This window comes from Brevundimonas diminuta, from assembly GCF_039673845.1.
Taxonomy (GTDB): Bacteria; Pseudomonadota; Alphaproteobacteria; order Caulobacterales; family Caulobacteraceae; genus Brevundimonas; species Brevundimonas diminuta_E.
Genome location: NZ_JBDJMK010000005.1, coordinates 147,535 through 164,916, shown reverse-complemented (window position 1 = coordinate 164,916; position 17,382 = coordinate 147,535). Strand labels below are relative to the sequence as shown.

Here is a 17,382-nt window from a genome sequence, read left to right as displayed (position 1 = left end):
GGGCCAGCGGGCCCGCACCGAAGACGAAAGCCGAAAGAGCCAATCATGGATATCCGCGCCGCCGAAATCTCGGCCATCCTCAAGTCGCAGATCGCCAACTTCGGCGTGGAAGCCGACGTCTCGGACGTCGGCCAGGTGCTGTCGGTCGGCGACGGCATCGCGCGCATTCACGGTCTGGACAACGTTCAGGCCGGTGAAATGGTCGAGTTCACCAAGGCCGGCGTGAAGGGCATGGCCCTGAACCTGGAACGCGACAACGTCGGCGCCGTGATCTTCGGCGCGGACGCCGCCATCGCCGAGGGCGACGACGTGCGCCGCCTGGGCGAGATCGTGGACGTGCCGGTCGGCAAGGGCCTGCTGGGCCGCGTCGTCAACCCGCTGGGCGAGCCGATCGACGGCAAGGGCCCGATCCAGTTCACCGAGCGTCGCCGCGTCGACGTGAAGGCCCCCGGCATCATCCCGCGCAAGTCGGTTCACGAGCCGATGCAGACGGGCATGAAGGCCATCGACACCCTGATCCCGGTCGGCCGCGGCCAGCGCGAACTGATCATTGGCGACCGTCAGGTCGGCAAGACAGCCGTCGCCATCGACACCATCCTGAACCAGAAGACGGTCAACAAGTCGGACGACGAGTCCGCCAAGCTGTACTGCATCTACGTCGCCATCGGTCAGAAGCGCTCGACCGTGGCCCAGATCGTCAAGACCCTCGAAGAGTCGGGCGCGCTGGAATACACCATCGTCGTGGCCGCCACGGCGTCGGAACCGGCCCCGCTGCAGTTCCTGGCTCCGTTCGCCGGCACCGCCATGGGCGAGTATTTCCGCGACAACGGCATGCACGGCCTGATCATCTATGACGACCTGTCCAAGCAGGCCGTGGCCTACCGCCAGATGTCGCTGCTGCTGCGCCGTCCGCCGGGCCGTGAAGCCTATCCGGGCGACGTCTTCTACCTGCACAGCCGCCTGCTGGAGCGTTCGGCCAAGCTGAACGAGGACTACGGCTCGGGCTCGCTGACCGCCCTGCCGATCATTGAAACCCAGGCCAACGACGTGTCGGCCTACATCCCGACCAACGTGATCTCGATCACCGACGGCCAGATCTTCCTGGAATCGGACCTGTTCTATCAGGGCATCCGTCCGGCCGTGAACGTCGGCATCTCTGTGTCGCGCGTCGGCTCCTCGGCTCAGATCAAGGCCATGAAGCAGGTCGCCGGTTCGATTAAGGGCGAACTGGCCCAGTATCGTGAAATGGCCGCCTTCGCGAAGTTCGGCTCGGACCTGGACATCTCGACCCAGAAGCTGCTGGCGCGCGGCGCCCGCCTGACCGAGCTGCTGAAGCAGCCGCAGTATTCGCCGCTGGCCGTCGAAGAGCAGGTCGTCTCCATCTACGCCGGCACGCGCGGCTATCTGGACGGCATCGCCGTCTCGGACGTCGGCCGCTTCGAGAGCGAACTGCTGGCCCGCGTCCACGCCAACCACGCCTCGCTGCTGGAAGGCATCCGCACCAAGAAGGCCCTGACGCCCGAGCTGGAAGCCGAGCTGAAGGACATCCTGGCGGCCTTCGCCAAGACCTTCGCCTGATCGTTCGGCCCTGTAGTCAAAGGAAGAGCAGAGCCGGATGGCTAGCCTCAAGGAAATGCGCGATCGGATCGGAAGCGTCAAAGCGACGCAGAAGATCACGAAAGCCATGCAGATGGTCGCGGCGGCCAAGCTGAAGCGCGCCCAGGAGCAGGCGGAGAACGCCCGTCCCTATGCGACGCGGATGGCCTCGGTCATCGCCAACCTGGCGGCCGGCCTCGGCGACGACGGCCCGCGCCTGATGACCGGAACCGGCGCCGACCAGAAGCATCTGGTCGTCGTCGCCACGGCCGATAAGGGCCTGGCGGGCGGGTTCTCGACCAACGTCATCCGCGCTGCGCGCGACCACATCAACAGCCTGATTGCCAACGGCAAGACGGTCGAGATCGTGGCCGTCGGCCGCAAGTCGCGCGACCAGCTGAGCCGCCTGTTCGGCGACAAGGTCGTCAAGACCTTCGAACTGAGCGAGCACAAGACGGTGGGTCTGCATTCGGCCCAGCCGATCGCCGAACTGCTGGCCGAAAAGTTCGAGGCGGGCGAGGCCGACAAGGTCACCCTCTTCTACAGCCAGTTCAAGTCGGTGATCTCCCAGGTCCCGTCGCTGCGTCAGCTGGCCCCGGCCGAAGTCGACGCGGACGCCTCGGCCGACGCTGGCGCGCTCTATGAGTATGAGCCGTCGGAAGAGGACATCCTCGAGACCCTGCTGCCGCGCAACCTGACGACGCAGATCTTGGCCGCCCTTCTGGAAAACCAGGCCGGCTTCTTCGGCGCCCAGATGGCTGCGATGGACAACGCCACGCGCAATGCGGGCGATCTCATCAGCGCCCTGACGCTGCAGTACAACCGTTCCCGCCAGGCTCAGATCACCACCGAGCTGATCGAGATCATCGCCGGCGCTGAAGCGCTCTGATCCCGACACAGCTGACATTCGACACGGACAAGCACCGATGACCGACACCACCGCCCCGAAGAAACCCGCCGCCAAAAAGCCGGCCGCTCCCAAGAAGGCCGCCGCCGCCGTTACGGCCCAGGGCAAGATCGCCCAGGTCATCGGCGCAGTCGTCGACGTTGAGTTCGACGGCCACCTGCCGGGCATCCTGAACGCTCTGGAAACCCAGAACGTCGACCAGAAGACGGGCGAGCCCTTCACCCTGGTTCTGGAAGTCGCCCAGCACCTGGGTGAGAACATGGTCCGCACCATCGCCATGGACACGACCGAAGGTCTGACGCGCGGCCAGGCCGTCGTCGACACTGGCAAGTCGATCATGGCGCCGGTCGGTCCGGGCACGCTGGGCCGCATCATGAACGTCGTCGGCCAGCCGATCGACGAAGCCGGTCCGATCAAGACCACCGAGTTCCGCCCGATCCACCGCGAGGCGCCTTCGTTCGAAGAGCAGTCGACCTCGTCGGAAATCCTGGTCACGGGCATCAAGGTCATCGACCTGATCTGCCCCTACACCAAGGGCGGCAAGACCGGCCTGTTCGGCGGCGCCGGCGTCGGCAAGACCGTGACCATGCAGGAACTGATCAACAACATCGCCAAGGCTTACGGCGGTTATTCGGTTCTGGCCGGCGTGGGCGAACGCACCCGCGAAGGCAACGACCTGTATCACGAGATGATCGAGTCGAACGTGAACATCGCCGGCGGCGGCGAAGGCTCCAAATGCGCCCTGGTCTACGGCCAGATGAACGAGCCCCCCGGCGCCCGCGCCCGCGTCGCCCTGACCGGCCTGGCCCAGGCCGAATACTTCCGCGATGAAGAGGGCAAGGACGTCCTGCTGTTCATCGACAACATCTTCCGCTTCACGCAGGCCGGTTCGGAAATGTCGGCTCTGCTGGGCCGCATCCCCTCGGCCGTGGGCTATCAGCCGACGCTGGCCACCGAGATGGGCAACCTGCAGGAGCGCATCACCTCGACCAAGAAGGGCTCGATCACCTCGATCCAGGCCATCTACGTCCCGGCTGACGACCTGACCGACCCGGCGCCCGCCGCCTCGTTCGCCCACCTGGATGCGACCACGGTTCTGAACCGCGACATCGCCGCCCAAGCCATCTTCCCGGCCGTGGACCCGCTGGACTCCACCTCGCGGATCATGGACCCGCTGGTCATCGGCGAAGAGCACTACACGGTCGCTCGCCGCGTGCAGGAAACCCTGCAGCAGTACAAGGCGCTGAAGGACATCATCGCCATCCTGGGCATGGACGAGCTGTCGGAAGACGACAAGCTGGTCGTGTCGCGCGCCCGCAAGATCAGCCGCTTCCTGTCGCAGCCCTTCTTCGTGGCCGAGCAGTTCACCGGTTCGCCGGGCAAGTTCGTCGAACTGGCCGACACCATCCGCTCGTTCAAGGCGATCTGCGACGGTGAATACGACCACCTGCCGGAAGCCGCCTTCTACATGGTCGGCGCCATCGAAGAGGCTGTCGAGAAGGCCGCCAAGATGGCTGCGGAAGCCTAAGTCATGGCCGGTAAGCTGAACTTCTCCCTCGTCGCCCCGGAACGCGAAGTCTTCGCCGGCTCGGTCGATCAGGTCGATGCGCCGGGCGTCGAGGGCGACTTCGGCGTCCTGCCGGGCCACGCGCCCTTCATGACCACCCTGCGCGAAGGCGTGGTGACGGTCTATGACGGCGCCCAGCGCCGCCGCTTCGAGGTCAAGGGCGGCTTCGCCGACGTCAACGGCGAAGGCCTGACCATCCTGGCCGAAGAGGCTTCGGAGCTGGCTTCGGCCTGAGGCTTCTGAACAGCGCCGGATTTCGGTTCGGCTCTGCACAAGCGACATAAGGCGCCGTGAGCTTTCAGCTTCGGCGCCTTTTTGCTGGCCAGCGTCCGCAAGGCGACGCCTCTGGACGGCTTGACCTCCGGGCTGAACAGCGGGACTAGGTTCGCCAGTTCCTCCGTTGAGGCGGCTGTGGCGTGAAAGGCAGGTGCGGTGACACTCTTCGCCGACCGCACGCCGCCAGCGCTCTGGGCGCCCGTCTGGCGGAGAAAAACAACAACCGGGGAGCCTGAAATGAAATCCATCGCCTTCGCCGCCGCTGCGGCTGTCGCCCTGCTGGCCTCTTCGGCCGTCGCTCAGGACGCGCCGCAATGGTCGCTGGCCATTCACGGCGGCGCGGGCGTGATCGAGCGCGCCCAGCTGAGCCCCGAGCGCGACGCCGCCTATCGCGCGGGCCTGCAGGCGGCGCTGGACGCCGGGTCGGCCGTGCTGGCGCGCGGCGGCTCGTCGCTGGACGCGGTTCAGGCCGCCATCGAGGTGATGGAGGAGAACCCCCTGTTCAACGCGGGCAAGGGCGCCGTCTTCACCTCGGCCGGGAAGAATGAACTGGACGCCGCCGTCATGGACGGCACGGACCTGAACGCCGGGGCCGTCGCGGGCCTGACCCGCACGCGCCACCCGATCGCCGCCGCCCGCGCGGTGATGGAGAAGTCGCCCCACGTCATGCTGATCGGCGAAGGCGCCGAAACCTTCGCCCGCTCGGCCGGTCTGGAAGAAGTCGGCCCCGGCTTCTTCTTCACCGAAAGCCGCTGGCAGGCCCTGCTGAAGGCGCTGCGCGATGCGGGCGAGCCCCTGCCGCCGCGCCCCGAAGGCGCGCCCGCCGAACCGGCCCGCCTGGGCCCAGCCGCGCCGCTGGCCTTCAACCTGCATGAAGCCCCGCTGGACGAGCGCAAGTTCGGCACCGTCGGCGCCGTGGCCGTCGACAGCCAGGGTCGTCTGGCCGCAGGCACCTCGACCGGCGGCACCACGGCCAAGCGCTGGGGCCGGGTCGGCGACGTGCCGATCATCGGCGCAGGCACCTATGCCTCCAACGCCGACGGCTGCGCCGTCTCGGCCACCGGCACGGGCGAATACTTCATCCGCGCCACCGTCGCGCGCGACATCTGCCGCCGCACCGCCGAGGGCGCCAGCGTGCAACAGGCCGCCGACGCCGAAATCGCCGAGGTCGGGTCCATCGGCGGCGACGGCGGCGTCATCGTCATGGGCAAGGACGGCGTCCACGCCTTCTCGATGAACACCTCGGGCATGTATCGCGGGGCGGTGTCCTCGACCTCGCCCGCCCGCGTCGCCATCTATGGCGACGAAGAAGGCGCGCGTTGAGCGCCAGGGGCGACCATGCGGGGGTCATCGCGCCCCCGCCCCTGATCTATCTGGCCTTTCTGCTGGCCGGGTTCGGGATCGGCCGCCTGATCGACGAGCCGTCGCTGGGGCTGGCGACGGACTGGCGGCGCGGTCTGGCCTTTGTGCTGGTGATCGGCGGTCTGGCGCTGGACGGGATCGCCGCCGGAACCTTCCGCCGTCTGGGCACCCCGCCAGAGCCATGGAAGCCGACGACGGCGCTGGCCACCGGCGGCCTCTATCGCTTCAGCCGCAACCCGATCTATCTGGGCTTCGCCCTGACCTATGTCGGGTTCGCCGTCGCCATGGACAGCCCGGTCGCCCTGGCCCTGATCCTGCCCTGTCTGATCGTCATCGACCGCTTCGTCATCGCCCGCGAAGAACGCTATCTGACGGCCCGCTTCGGCGCCGACTATGCGGCCTATAAAGGAAGGGTCCGCCGATGGCTGTGAGCCCCGAATCGCCCCCGCCCCACGCCGATGAACTGTCGGAAATGGCCATCGAGGAACTGGACGCCGCCTGCGGGCTGCGCTGGGTCGAGATGAAGGCCATCACTCCGTGGGGCGACACCTATGAGGGCATGGCCCCGTCCGGCCGCACGGTCGAGATCGAGCGCCGCTACCTGTGGTCGCACGAGCCCGCCGGGGCCGTCATCGTCGAGGTCGAAGTCCGCGATCCAGCACTCCAGACCGGCGCCGAGGCCCGTGCTGTCATCACCCCGCCCGACCGTTGATCGAACAACGCTCGCGTCGATCATCTGCCCGCTTCCCAATCGCCTCAGCCAAGACTAGCTTCGTCCCATGAAACTCGCCTCGCTCAAGCACGGCCGTGACGGCCGCCTCGTTGTCGTCTCCAACGACCTGAACTGGTTCACGGACGCCTTCCTGATCGCGCCGACGCTGCAGGCGGCGCTGGATGACTGGGAGCGCTGCGAACCGCTGTTGCGCGCCCTTGCCCAAAGCCTTGAACATGAAGCGGTGCCGCGCGGCCGCTTCCGCGAGCATGAGGCCGCCGCCCCCCTGCCCCGCGCCTATCAGTGGGCCGACGGCTCGGCCTATGTGAACCACGTCGAACTGGTGCGTAAGGCGCGCGGCGCCGAGATGCCCCAGAGCTTCTGGACTGACCCGCTGATGTATCAGGGCGGCTCCGACGGTTTCCTGTCGCCGCGCGACGCCATCCCGCTGAAGGACGAGGCCTGGGGCTGCGACCTGGAGGCCGAGATCGTGGTCGTCACCGGCGACGTGCCGCTGGGCGCGACGCGCGAAGAGGCCCTGGCGGCGATCCGCCTGGTCGGCCTGGTCAACGACGTCTCGCTTCGCGGCCTGATCCCCGGCGAACTGTCCAAGGGCTTCGGCTTCGTCCAGTCCAAGCCCGCCAGCGCCCTGTCGCCGGTCTTCATCACGCCGGATGCCCTCGGCGACCGCTGGCAAGACGGAAAGCTGCACGGCGCCCTTCTGGTTCAGATCAACGGCCAGGACTTCGGCCGCGCCGATGCGGGCGTCGACATGACCTTCGACTTCGGCACGCTGATCGCCCATCTGGCCAAGACCCGCGCCCTGGGCGCCGGGACGATCATCGGCTCGGGCACGGTGTCGAACAAGGACGCCGACGGCGGCCCCGGCAAGCCGGTGTCCGAAGGCGGTCTTGGCTACAGCTGCATCGCCGAAATCCGCACGGTCGAGACCATCCAGAGCGGCGCGGCCAAGACCCCCTTCCTCAAGCACGGCGACACCGTCCGCATCGAAATGCTGGACGAAAAAAACCACAGCCTGTTCGGCGCCATCGAACAGACGGTGGCGGACGCCTGAGCAAACGCCGGTCTGTTGTCGCTTGCGGCGAGACGCAGACCGGCTAACTATTCCGGTTATGGCGCGAGGAAGGTCGATGAAAAGCAGATTGTTTCAGGGCCTGGCGGCTGCTGTCTTCAGTCTGATGGCGGCCTCATCAGCGCTTGCTCAGGACTCGGATGACTGGGATCTGCTGATTCAGCCCGAGAACCAGCTGACCGTGGCCTATACTCAGTTCGACAGTGGTCTTCTGTTGGCCGCCCGATGCCAACGGGGGGTCTATCAGGTCATGATCGGCGGCCTGCCGGCGGCGCCACAGAGCAAGGACCTCCATAAAGCCAACCGCACGCTCGTCATCGGCATCGGTGATGAGGAGGAAGCGGAGCAGCGCTTCCTGTTGGGCGATAATCCCAGCATCGCCTTTTCGGAACTGCCCGCGCCCCTGGCGCGCCAGATGCGAGAGGGCGGACCGATGACGATCGTGGCGCCCGGAGGCGGCGAAGGCGGTCGAAACCTGCGCTATCGGGTGGAGCTGCCTGCATCCAACGCCGCAATAGATCAGTCTCTGGCGGCCTGCGACCGACCTCTTGTCGATCCGCGTGACCAGCAACTGGACGAGCTAAAGGATGACGGCCTCCCAACCAACCTGACCTGGAAACGGCTGCCCCAACCTGAGTACCCCGAAGGGCGGACCTATACGGCGGGATTTGCGGTCATCACCTGCCTCAGTCAGGCCAACGGCCGGGTTGACGATTGTGTGGTCGAGACTGAATTTCCGGTCGACGGCGGCTTCGGCGCCGCCGCCATTCGCGGAACACGCAAGGGGCAACTGGAAAATCGCGGCGGCGGCGATGGGCCTATTCCGACCCGTCTGATCGTCTATCGCGTCAACTACAGCATGTCCGATCCCGAGTTCTCGACAGGCAGCCGCATCCGTCGCGGCGACGAATGACGCATCACGGTGCGATCTTCGATTGACGGAGGCTTCGCCGCCGCTAGATTGCGCCGCCTTGATCCAGACCGTGCCGGTGTGGTGGAATTGGTAGACGCGCCGGACTCAAAATCCGGTTCCGCAAGGAGTGTCGGTTCGAGTCCGACCACCGGCACCATATGTCGATTTCAGCGCAGGCAGCTCACAGCGCCGCGGCTCTACAGAAAATTATACGGATCCACGTCCACCGTCAGCCGAACCGAGGCCGGAACCTTCACCCGCGCCAGCCAGGCGCGCAGGAAAGCCTGAAGGTTCACGTCCCGGTCGGCCCGGACCAGCAGCCGCTTGCGCCGACGCCCCCGCACCAGAGCCAGCGGCGCGTCGGCGGGGCCGTAGACCTCCAGTCGTTCGGCGTTGGGGATGGCCTCAGCCAGATCGCGGGCGACCTTCTCGACCGCCATGGCGTTCTCGCTGGACAGGATCAGCGCCGCCAGACGGCCGTGAGGCGGCAGGGAGGCGGCCTCGCGCTCGGCCATCTCGGCCTCGACGAAGGCGTCGCGGTCGCCCGCCGCCAGCGCCTGAAGCACCGGATGCTCAGGCGTCCAGGTCTGCAGCAGGGCGCGACCCGGCTTGTCCGCCCGCCCCGCCCGGCCCGTTGCCTGAGCCAGAAGCTGATAGGTCCGCTCGGCCGCGCGCAGGTCGCCGCCGCGAAGCCCTAGGTCCGCATCGACCACCCCGACCAGCGTCAGACGCGGGAAGTTGTGGCCTTTCGCCGCAGCTTGGGTGGCGACCAGGATGTCGATCTCGCCGTCGGCCATGGATTGGATCAGGGCGCGGGCCGACTTGCCGTCCGGCACGGTGTCCGAGCTGAAGACGGCGGTGCGCGCCTGCGGGAAGAGCTGGCGCACCTCCTCCTCGACCCGTTCGACGCCCGGGCCCACGGGGACCAGCGAATCTTCGGCCCCGCACGAGGGACAGGCCTTGGGCTTGGGCATGGAGAAGCCGGTCAGATGGCAGACCAGCCGGCCGGTATAGCGATGCTCGACCAGCCATGAATCCGTATCCGGCGCCGTCAGCCGATGCCCGCACGACCGGCACAGCACCACCGGCGCATAGCCGCGCCGGTTGAGGAACAACAGGCTCTGTTCGCCCCGCGCCAGCGTCTCGCCGATGGCTTCGCGCAGAGGCTGGGACAGCCAGGTCTGCGGATCGGGCGGACATTCGCGCAGGTCGATCAGGCCGATCTCGGGCAGCACCGCCGCCCCGTGCCGCGCTGCCAGCTTCAGCCAGCGATACCGCCCCTGATGGGCGTTCCACAGGGTCTCCAGCGACGGGGTGGCCGAGGCCAGGACCACCGCCGCCCCCTCGATCCGCGCCCGCGCCACGGCCAGGTCGCGGCCGTGATAGACCAGCCCCTCCTCCTGTTTGAACGAGCCGTCGTGCTCCTCGTCCACCACGATCAGGCGCAGGTTGGCGTAGGGCAGGAACAGGGCCGAGCGCGCGCCGACCACGATGTTGCAGCGCCCGGCGACCACCGCCTCCCACGCCTGTCGCCGGCGCGGCGGGGCGACGCCGGAATGCCATTCAGCCGGGGCGACGCCGAAGCGGGCGGTGATGCGCTCGATCACCGCCTGGGTCAGGGCGATCTCAGGCAGCAGGATCAGCACCTGCGCCGTCGGATCGGCGCGCAGCGCCCGCGCCGCCGCCTCCAGATAGGCCTCCGTCTTGCCCGAGCCCGTCACCCCGTCCAGCAGGAAGGGCGCGAAGCCGCCCGCCGCGGTCGCCTCGGCGATGGCCGCAGCCGAGGCCGCCTGATCGGGGTTCAGGGTCGCGGGCGCATGGTCGGGATCGGGCGGATCGAAGGCGGCGACGGCCTCGACCTCAAACGCCTCCAGCACTCCTTCATCGACCAGTCCCTTGACCACGCCGGACGAGACGCTCGCCGCGCGGGCCAGATCGGGGCCGGGCATGGACCGCGTCCCCAGCGCCTCCAGCACCGCCGTGCGCGCCGCCGTGGGGCGGGCGGGACTGCGCCCCTCGACGCGCCGCACCCGGCGCTCGGGCCGGGGTCGGGGCGCGCGCAGGCCCTTCAGCGCCGTCGCCGCCATCTCGCCGGGCGGGCTGAGGGTCCAGCGCGCCGCCCATTCGATGAAGTCCAGCGTCCGTTCCGGCAGGCGCGGATCATCCAGCACCTGCTCGACCGCCTTCAGCTTGCGATTGGAGCCGGTCGTCTCGAACACCTCGGCCACCACGCCCCGGATCAGGCGCGGTCCCAGCGGCACGGCGACCTGATCGCCGCGCACGACCGACAGCGCCTCGGGGACTTCGTAGTCGAAGGCTTCCGGCACGGGCAGGGGAATGAGGACAGAGGCGACCTTCACCACGCTCTTTCCTCCCCACTGTGTGGGGAGGGGGACCGCGAAGCGGTGGAGGGGGTGGCGCAAACGTCCGTCGTCGAGACGCCCCCTCCGTCACGGCCGCTGCGCGTCCGCGCCACCTCCCCACAAAGTGGGGAGGAGAAGAATCGGAGTCGCCCTTCGCCTTGGTCAGGGTTAGAACTCTTCCCCATGAAACTCTTTCTCGACACCGCCGACGTCGCCGTCATCAAGGACCTGCTGCCCACCGGGATGGTGGACGGCGTCACCACCAATCCTAGCCTGATCGCAAAGTCGGGTCGCAACATCGCCGAGGTCATCGCCGAAATCTGCGCCCTGGTCGAGGGGCCGATCTCGGCCGAGGCCGTGGCCACCGACTTCGAGACCATGGTCAAGGAGGGCGACAAGCTGGCCTCCATCGCTCCCAACGTCGTGGTCAAGCTGCCGCTGACGTGGGACGGCCTGCGCGCCACCCGCGCCTTCGCCGACAAGGGGATCAAGACCAACGTCACCCTGTGCTTCTCGGCGGCCCAGGCCATGCTGGCGGCCAAGGCGGGGGCGACCTTCATCTCGCCCTTCATCGGCCGTCTGGACGATGTCGGCGCCGACGGCGTGGGCCTGCTGGAAGACATCCGCACCCTTTACGACATCCACGACTTCAGCACGGAAATTCTGGCCGCCTCGGTGCGCAATGCGGACCATGTGACCGCCGCTGCACTGGCCGGCGCCGACGCCTCGACCATCCCGGCTGACGTTTTCAAGGCCCTGGTCAAGCACCCGTTAACCGACAAGGGGTTGGATGCGTTTCTGGCGGACTGGGGCAAGACCGGTCAGTCCATCCTGTAGTTTCTGACCCGATGAGAGGTCCCGCTTGAGCACTTCCCTGGACCTCTCCACCGACCCGTTGGCGGGCCTGCACTGGCCGCAGGTGCGCGCCTGGCTGGGCGATCACGCTGAACACCTGCTGGACGACCGCGCCCTGCTGGAAGAGCTGGGGCTGACCGCCACCGGCCGTAACGTCGTCGACTTCGGCCGCGCCGCCCTGGCGCGGCTGGAGGCCGTCGCCCAGCGCGAGGCGGGCGCCCGCAAGCTGATCGAAGAGATCGCCCGCGCCAACTTCGCCGCCCAGACCCAGACCCACGTCGCCGCCCTCGACCTGATGGAGGCGACTACCCACGCCGAACTGGCCCGCCAACTGGACGCCGTATCTCAAGGCCGCTTCGGTCTGGCGGGCGCCGCCGTGGCGATCGAAAAGCCGGGCGCCGTGCCCTTCGGCTGGAAGGCGCTGGAGCCGGGTCGCATCGACGCCCTGCTGGGCGAGGACGGCCTGCACTGGCTCGGCCCCAACTTCACCGGGCTTGGCCTGTTCGGCCCGGCTGAGGGCGATGTCCGCTCAGTCGCCCTGGTGCGGATGAGCGTTCAGGCGCCCGGCGCCGACGCCCCGCGCACCGCCCTGTGCGCTTTCGGTTCGAGCGAGGACGACGGCTTCACCCCTGCCATGGGCTGCGAACTTGTGGCCTTCGTCGCGCGGGTGGTCGAACGCATGGCCGGGCGATGGCCGCTGGACGCCTAAGCGCCCCCTCCATGACCTCGCAGCAGGCTCTGGCCGCATGGCTGGAGCATCTGGCGCATGAGCGGCGCCTGTCGCCGCGCACGCTGGAGGCCTATGGCCACATCGGGCGGCTGTATCTGGCCTTTCTGGAGCGCCATCGCGGGGGGCCGCAGAGCGCGGCGGACCTCGAGTCCGTCACGGCCGCCGAGGCGCGCGCCCATCTGGCCGAGCGCCGCAGCGGGGATCGCCCGCTGAACGCCCGCTCGCTCAGCCAGACCCTGGCCGCCATCCGGGGCTTTCACGCCTTCCTCGCCCGGCGCCTCGGCGTCGAGACGCCGCAGCTGGCCCTTGTGCGCGGCCCCAAGGTCAAACCCTCCCTGCCCCGCCCGGTCAGCGAGGATCAGGCCAGGGGGATGCTGCACGAACCCGAGGCCGATCCCGACATGGAGCCGTGGGAGGCCGCGCGCGACCGCGCCGTCCTGACCCTGCTCTACGGCTGCGGCCTGCGGATTTCGGAGGCCCTGTCGCTGAAGCGGTCCGACGCCCCCCTGCCCGACAGTCTTCGCATCACCGGCAAGGGCGACAAGACGCGCATGGTCCCGGTCCTGCCCCAGGTGCGCGAGGCGACCGACGCCTATCTGGCGCTTCAGCCCTTCGTCATCGACGCCGATCAGGCCCTGTTCCGCGCGCGGCGCGGCGGCCCCTTAAGCGCCCGTCACGTACAGGCGACGGTGCAGCGGCTGCGTGGGCGCCTCGGCCTGCCCGCCTCGGCCACGCCCCATGCGCTGAGACACAGCTTCGCCACCCATCTGCTGGGGGCGGGCGCCGACCTGCGCTCGATTCAGGAACTGCTGGGACACGCCAGCCTGTCGACGACGCAGAAATATACTCAGGTCGACGCCGCCCGCCTGCTGGCCGCCTATTCGCAGGCCCACCCACGCAGCTGAAGCCAGCGCATCAGACCGCCCTGACCGCCCCGCCGTCGATACGGATCAGCGAGCCGGTGACATAGCCCGCCAACGGACTGGCCAGAAAGGCGGCGACGGCGCCGAACTCTTCCGTCGTCCCGATGCGTCCGGCCGGGATGGTCTTGACCGATTCCGCACGCGCCTCGGCCGGTTCGACGCCGGTGGCGGCGGCGCGGGCGGCGTCCAGCCGCTCGATGCGCGGCGTGTCGATCCGCCCCGGCAGCAGGGTGTTGACTGTCACCCCATTTGCCGCGACCTCGCCCGCCAGCGTCTTGGCCCAGGCCGCCACCGAGGCGCGCAGGGTGTTGGACACGCCCAGCACCCCGATCGGCTCGATCACGCTGGTCGAGGCGACATTCAGCACCCGGCCCCAGCCCATCGACCGCATCCCCGGCATCACCCGATCCGTCAGGCGGAAGACCGACAGCACCATCGCCTCAAACTGCTCGCGCCACAGCGCCGGGTCCAGCCCCGCCACGCCCGAGGGCGGCGGTCCGCCGGTGTTGTTCAGCAGGATCTGGATCGGCCCGCCCAGTCCTTCCTCGGCGGCATCCACCGCCTTCAGCAGGGCCTCGTGATCGGCCAGATCGGCCGGAGCGATGATCGCCCGACCCGGCCCCATGGCGTTCAGTTCATCGGCCACGGCCTGCAGCTTGGCCGCATCGCGCGACAGCAGGGCCACATGCGCGCCCTCGGCCACTAAGGCCGTCGCCACCGCCCGCCCCAGACCGCTGGAGCCGCCGCAGATCAGGGCGCGCTTGCCGGTGAGTTGAAGGTCCATGGCGATTTCCCGTTGCGATAGGCGATAGACTTCACATGTACGAAGCCCGCCTCCCCAGACAAGGGCTCCTATGTCGCTTCCGTCCCTACCCATCGAAACCCGACGCCTATCGCTTCGCCCCTTCCGTGCGGACGATTTCGAGGCCTATCGCGACTACCACGTTCGCCCCGAGGTCTATCGTTTTCTCTACGCCGCGCCGGCCGGCGCCGAGGAGGCGCGCGCCGCCTTCACCGCCGCAACCCTTCCCACATTCGCCAAGGACGGCGATGTGATGCGGTTGGCGGTCTCGCGCCGAACGGACAACGCCCTGTTGGGCGAGGTCTTGCTCAAACTCGCCAGTATGAGCGCGCTCCAGGCCGAAGTCGGCTACATCTTCAATCCCGACTTCAACGGGCAGGGTTATGCAACCGAGGCCGTCGGCGCCTTGGTCGACGCCGGTTTCGCCACGCTTGGCATGCACCGCATATTCGCTCGACTAGACGCCGATAATCGCGGCTCCATAGGCGTGGTCGAGCGCCTGCGTTTCCGACGTGAGGCGCACTTGATCCAGAATGATCGATTCAACGACGTCTGGGGTGACGAGTTCATCTACGCCGTGCTGGCTGCGGAGTGGGCCCGCCGCTAACGCAGAACCTCGTCCGAGCTAACCAGCCGCACGTCGTGCATCTGGTTCAGATAGGCCTCGTAATAGCCCTTGTGCGAGACGCCCACGATGGTCAGCATCCGCGTGCCCGGATAGCGCCCCAGCACATCGCGCATATTGGCGACCATGCGCAGGTTGCGAGTCTCCCAATAGCCGAGATAGCGGCGCCCGAACGCCTGCGGCGACGGCTCGACGTGGGCGGCGCCGAAATCGCCGCGATAGGCCAGCATCTGCGCTTCCGGCCTGTTATAAGCCCGGTAGATGTTCAGCATGCCGTCCGCCTTGTCCAGATCGGCCTCCAGCCGCTGATCCATGGCTCTGATCGCCTGGACATGGGGGTTGTCCCAGGCCGCCATGATGGCCTTGCCTTGGGCCTCTTCCTCATCGGGCGGGGTCGGGAAATCCGCCGTGTGATCATCCACGGGCCACAGACGCTCGTGTCCCAGCCGCGCCGCCAGGACGGCGGCGATCAGATCGACCTCGTTCTTTCTCGTCACGCGGCGATTCAGCGTCGCCGCCATGTCGTCCGTCAGGGTGTCGCCCGACGCCCGTTCGTCTGCGGGCAGACGCAGCCATTGGACCAGGGCGGAGCCCGGCTCTCCCGCAGCGAGGAACAGGGCCGCCAGACGCCGCCGTTCGGCCGCCGACGGCGTCTCGGGCCAGGCCGCCAGCAGGCGCTCCACCTCGGCGTTGGCCGCCGGCACGTCCAGCCCCAGCGCCCGCCCTTCGTCGGCCGGATCATAGCAGTAATCCTCGACCGTCTCGGCGTAGCGCGACGGATAGCGCCGCATGGAGTCGCACTGCAGGCCCGACAGATTCTCGATGGCGATGGCGGTCGGCGCCCACGCTTCCAGCCGCGTCAGCAGGGGCTCCAACCGCTCGGACCGGAAACTGTCCGGCAGGGCGGACAGGTGCGGCGAGCCGAGCACCAGCACCTCATTGAGCGCGCCCGCCGGAGGGCCCTTCAACTGGTCGGGATGAAACGTGGGACGATACTCCTGCGCCACAGCCGCCGAACCGATCGCCGCACAGGCCGCCGCCGCCAGCCAAAACCCCAAACGCATCGCCTCGCCCTCGCTCTTGGAAACCGCCGCGAAGCTGAGGGCCAAGCCGCGTCCGGACAAGTTAAGTTTCCGCAATCCGCCCCAACGAAAACGGCGCGCCCCTTGCGGAGCGCGCCGTGCCGATTTCGATCTGAAAGACGGTGAGGCTCTTACGCCTGCATCGTCCAGCCTTCGACGCCCATGGCGGCCTGACGGAAGGCTTCCGAGCGGGTCGGGTGCGGGTGGCAGGTGCGGGCCACGTCTTCCGAGGCGCCGCCGAAGGCCATGGTCATGCAGGCCTCGCCGATCAGCTCGCCCGCCTGCGGGCCATAGATGTGGACGCCCAGAACCTTGTCGGTCGCGGCGTCGGCCAGAACCTTCACGAAGCCCTCGGTCTCGTGGTTGATCTTGGCGCGGCTGTTGGCGGCGAAGGGGAACTTGCCCTTCTTGTAGTTGACGCCCGCGGCCTTCAGCGCCTCTTCGGTCTTGCCGACCCAGGCCACTTCCGGGCCGGTGTAGATGACCGACGGCACCAGGTCGTAGTCGACGTGGCCCGGCTTGCCTGCGATCAGCTCGATCACGGCCACGGCGTCTTCCTCGGCCTTGTGGGCCAGCATCGGGCCGTGGGTCACGTCGCCGATGACCCAGACGCCCGGCGCCGAGGTCTTGAAGTGGTCGTTGGCGATGAAGCCGCGCTGATCCGGCGTGACGCCGACCGTCTCCAGCCCCAGACCTTCGGTGTAGGGACGACGGCCGATGGCGACCAGAACCACGTCGCCCTTCAGGGTCTCGGCCTCGCCGCCCTTGGCCGGTTCGAGAGTCAGTTCAACGCCGTCCTTGGACGTCTTGGCGCCGGTGACCTTCGTGCCCATGCGGAAGGTCATGCCCTGCTTGGTCAGGCCGCGCTGGAAGGCGGTGGCGACTTCGCCGTCCATGCCCGCGCCGACCTTGTCGAGGAATTCGACGACCGTGACCTGGGCGCCCAGACGACGCCAGACCGAGCCGAGCTCAAGGCCGATGACGCCCGCGCCGATGACGATCAGATGCTTGGGAACCTTGGGCAGAAACAGGGCGCCGGTGCTGTCGATCACCTTGCCGTCCTCGAAGGCGACACCCGGCAGCGGGGTCGGCTCGGAGCCGGTGGCGATGACGATGTTCCTGGTTTCGAGCGTGGTCTTGGCGCCGCCCTCGGCTTCGACTTCGACCTTGCCGGCGCCCGCGATGCGGCCAAAGCCCTTCACCACGTCGACCTTGTTCTTCTTCATCAGGAATTCGATGCCCTTGGTCAGGGCCTCGACGCTGTCGTCCTTGGCCTTGTGCATCTGGCCCAGGTTCAGCTTGGGCTTCACCTCGATGCCGATACCGGCGAATTCGTTGTTGGCGGCCTCATACAGTTCCGAGGCGTGCAGCAGGGCCTTGGACGGCATGCAGCCGACGTTCAGGCAGGTGCCGCCCAGCGTCGCGCGCTTTTCCACCAGGGCGGCTTTCAGCCCCAGCTGTCCGGCGCGGATGGCGGCGTTGTAGCCGCCCGGCCCGCCCCCGATGATCACCACGTCATAGGTCTGGGAAGCGGCGTCGGCCATGAGGTCCTCTGAGGGTTCGGGCGCCGGGCAGG

At 68.1% G+C, this 17,382-nt stretch carries 17 protein-coding genes and 1 tRNA gene; 14 read left to right on the top strand and 4 right to left on the bottom strand.

The window, feature by feature from the left end; translation table 11 throughout:
- Window positions 1–45: 45 nt before the first annotated feature.
- The 10 genes from atpA to ABE454_RS07000 all read left to right on the top strand — a co-directional run bounded on the left by atpA (window position 46) and on the right by ABE454_RS07000 (window position 8,583).
- Complete coding sequence (gene atpA, locus ABE454_RS07045) at window positions 46–1,578, top strand: F0F1 ATP synthase subunit alpha (RefSeq protein WP_346530443.1); 1,533 nt, start codon at window positions 46–48, stop codon at window positions 1,576–1,578.
- A 37-nt stretch (window positions 1,579–1,615) separates the two neighbouring features.
- Complete coding sequence (locus ABE454_RS07040; RefSeq protein ID WP_346530440.1) at window positions 1,616–2,485, top strand: F0F1 ATP synthase subunit gamma; 870 nt, start codon at window positions 1,616–1,618, stop codon at window positions 2,483–2,485.
- A gap of 37 nt (window positions 2,486–2,522) precedes the next feature.
- Window positions 2,523–4,031 (top strand): F0F1 ATP synthase subunit beta, encoded by a 1,509-nt coding sequence (atpD, locus tag ABE454_RS07035; protein ID WP_346530439.1) that lies wholly within the window; start codon window positions 2,523–2,525, stop codon window positions 4,029–4,031.
- Between the two features lie 3 nt (window positions 4,032–4,034).
- A complete protein-coding gene (locus tag ABE454_RS07030; protein WP_346530436.1) occupies window positions 4,035–4,304 on the top strand; it encodes an ATP synthase F1 subunit epsilon in 270 nt (89 codons plus the stop codon).
- Between the two features lie 279 nt (window positions 4,305–4,583).
- Window positions 4,584–5,669 (top strand): isoaspartyl peptidase/L-asparaginase family protein, encoded by a 1,086-nt coding sequence (locus tag ABE454_RS07025; RefSeq protein ID WP_346530434.1) that lies wholly within the window; start codon window positions 4,584–4,586, stop codon window positions 5,667–5,669.
- Window positions 5,666–6,139: a methyltransferase family protein gene (locus ABE454_RS07020; protein WP_346530432.1), complete on the top strand. Its 474-nt coding sequence runs from the start codon at window positions 5,666–5,668 to the stop codon at window positions 6,137–6,139. The genes ABE454_RS07025 and ABE454_RS07020 overlap by 4 nt, the downstream gene beginning before the upstream one ends.
- Window positions 6,130–6,420 carry a hypothetical protein gene (locus ABE454_RS07015; RefSeq protein ID WP_346530430.1) on the top strand — a complete coding sequence of 97 codons (291 nt, stop codon included), beginning with the start codon at window positions 6,130–6,132 and terminating at the stop codon, window positions 6,418–6,420. Before ABE454_RS07020 ends, ABE454_RS07015 begins: the two co-directional genes overlap by 10 nt.
- A 67-nt stretch (window positions 6,421–6,487) precedes the next feature.
- A complete protein-coding gene (locus tag ABE454_RS07010; RefSeq protein WP_346530429.1) occupies window positions 6,488–7,495 on the top strand; it encodes a fumarylacetoacetate hydrolase family protein in 1,008 nt (335 codons plus the stop codon).
- A gap of 76 nt (window positions 7,496–7,571) precedes the next feature.
- Window positions 7,572–8,426, top strand: a complete 855-nt coding sequence (locus tag ABE454_RS07005; RefSeq protein ID WP_346530427.1) for a hypothetical protein — start codon at window positions 7,572–7,574, stop codon at window positions 8,424–8,426.
- Window positions 8,427–8,498: 72 nt separating this feature from the next.
- Window positions 8,499–8,583 (top strand) — tRNA-Leu (locus ABE454_RS07000).
- 40 nt (window positions 8,584–8,623) lie between these two features.
- Here the strand turns inward: ABE454_RS07000 and ABE454_RS06995 are convergent.
- Complete coding sequence (locus ABE454_RS06995; protein ID WP_346530425.1) at window positions 8,624–10,786, bottom strand: primosomal protein N'; 2,163 nt, start codon at window positions 10,784–10,786, stop codon at window positions 8,624–8,626.
- A 186-nt stretch (window positions 10,787–10,972) separates the two neighbouring features.
- Between ABE454_RS06995 and fsa the strand changes: the two genes are divergently transcribed.
- The 3 genes from fsa to ABE454_RS06980 are packed head-to-tail and all read left to right on the top strand — an operon-like array spanning window position 10,973 to window position 13,279.
- Window positions 10,973–11,626, top strand: a complete 654-nt coding sequence (gene fsa / locus ABE454_RS06990) for a fructose-6-phosphate aldolase (protein WP_346530422.1) — start codon at window positions 10,973–10,975, stop codon at window positions 11,624–11,626.
- 25 nt (window positions 11,627–11,651) lie between these two features.
- On the top strand, window positions 11,652–12,353 hold the full coding sequence (locus ABE454_RS06985; RefSeq protein ID WP_346530421.1) for a DUF484 family protein: 702 nt from the start codon (window positions 11,652–11,654) through the stop codon (window positions 12,351–12,353).
- 11 nt (window positions 12,354–12,364) lie between these two features.
- Complete coding sequence (locus tag ABE454_RS06980; RefSeq protein ID WP_346530420.1) at window positions 12,365–13,279, top strand: tyrosine recombinase XerC; 915 nt, start codon at window positions 12,365–12,367, stop codon at window positions 13,277–13,279.
- Window positions 13,280–13,289: 10 nt separating this feature from the next.
- Here the strand turns inward: ABE454_RS06980 and ABE454_RS06975 are convergent, their stop codons facing one another.
- Window positions 13,290–14,081: an SDR family oxidoreductase gene (locus tag ABE454_RS06975; protein WP_346530419.1), complete on the bottom strand. Its 792-nt coding sequence runs from the start codon at window positions 14,079–14,081 to the stop codon at window positions 13,290–13,292.
- 70 nt (window positions 14,082–14,151) lie between these two features.
- On the opposite strand from ABE454_RS06975, the gene ABE454_RS06970 reads away from it, so the two are divergent.
- Entirely contained in the window at window positions 14,152–14,706 is a 555-nt protein-coding gene (locus ABE454_RS06970; protein ID WP_346530418.1) for a GNAT family N-acetyltransferase, read from the top strand.
- Here the strand turns inward: ABE454_RS06970 and ABE454_RS06965 are convergent.
- Together ABE454_RS06965 and lpdA are read right to left on the bottom strand one after the other, a co-directional pair.
- Window positions 14,703–15,788: a DUF5694 domain-containing protein gene (locus tag ABE454_RS06965; protein WP_346530416.1), complete on the bottom strand. Its 1,086-nt coding sequence runs from the start codon at window positions 15,786–15,788 to the stop codon at window positions 14,703–14,705. The genes ABE454_RS06970 and ABE454_RS06965 overlap by 4 nt on opposite strands.
- Window positions 15,789–15,937: 149 nt before the next feature.
- Complete coding sequence (gene lpdA, locus ABE454_RS06960; protein WP_346530415.1) at window positions 15,938–17,350, bottom strand: dihydrolipoyl dehydrogenase; 1,413 nt, start codon at window positions 17,348–17,350, stop codon at window positions 15,938–15,940.
- Between the last annotated feature and the right edge of the window lie 32 nt (window positions 17,351–17,382).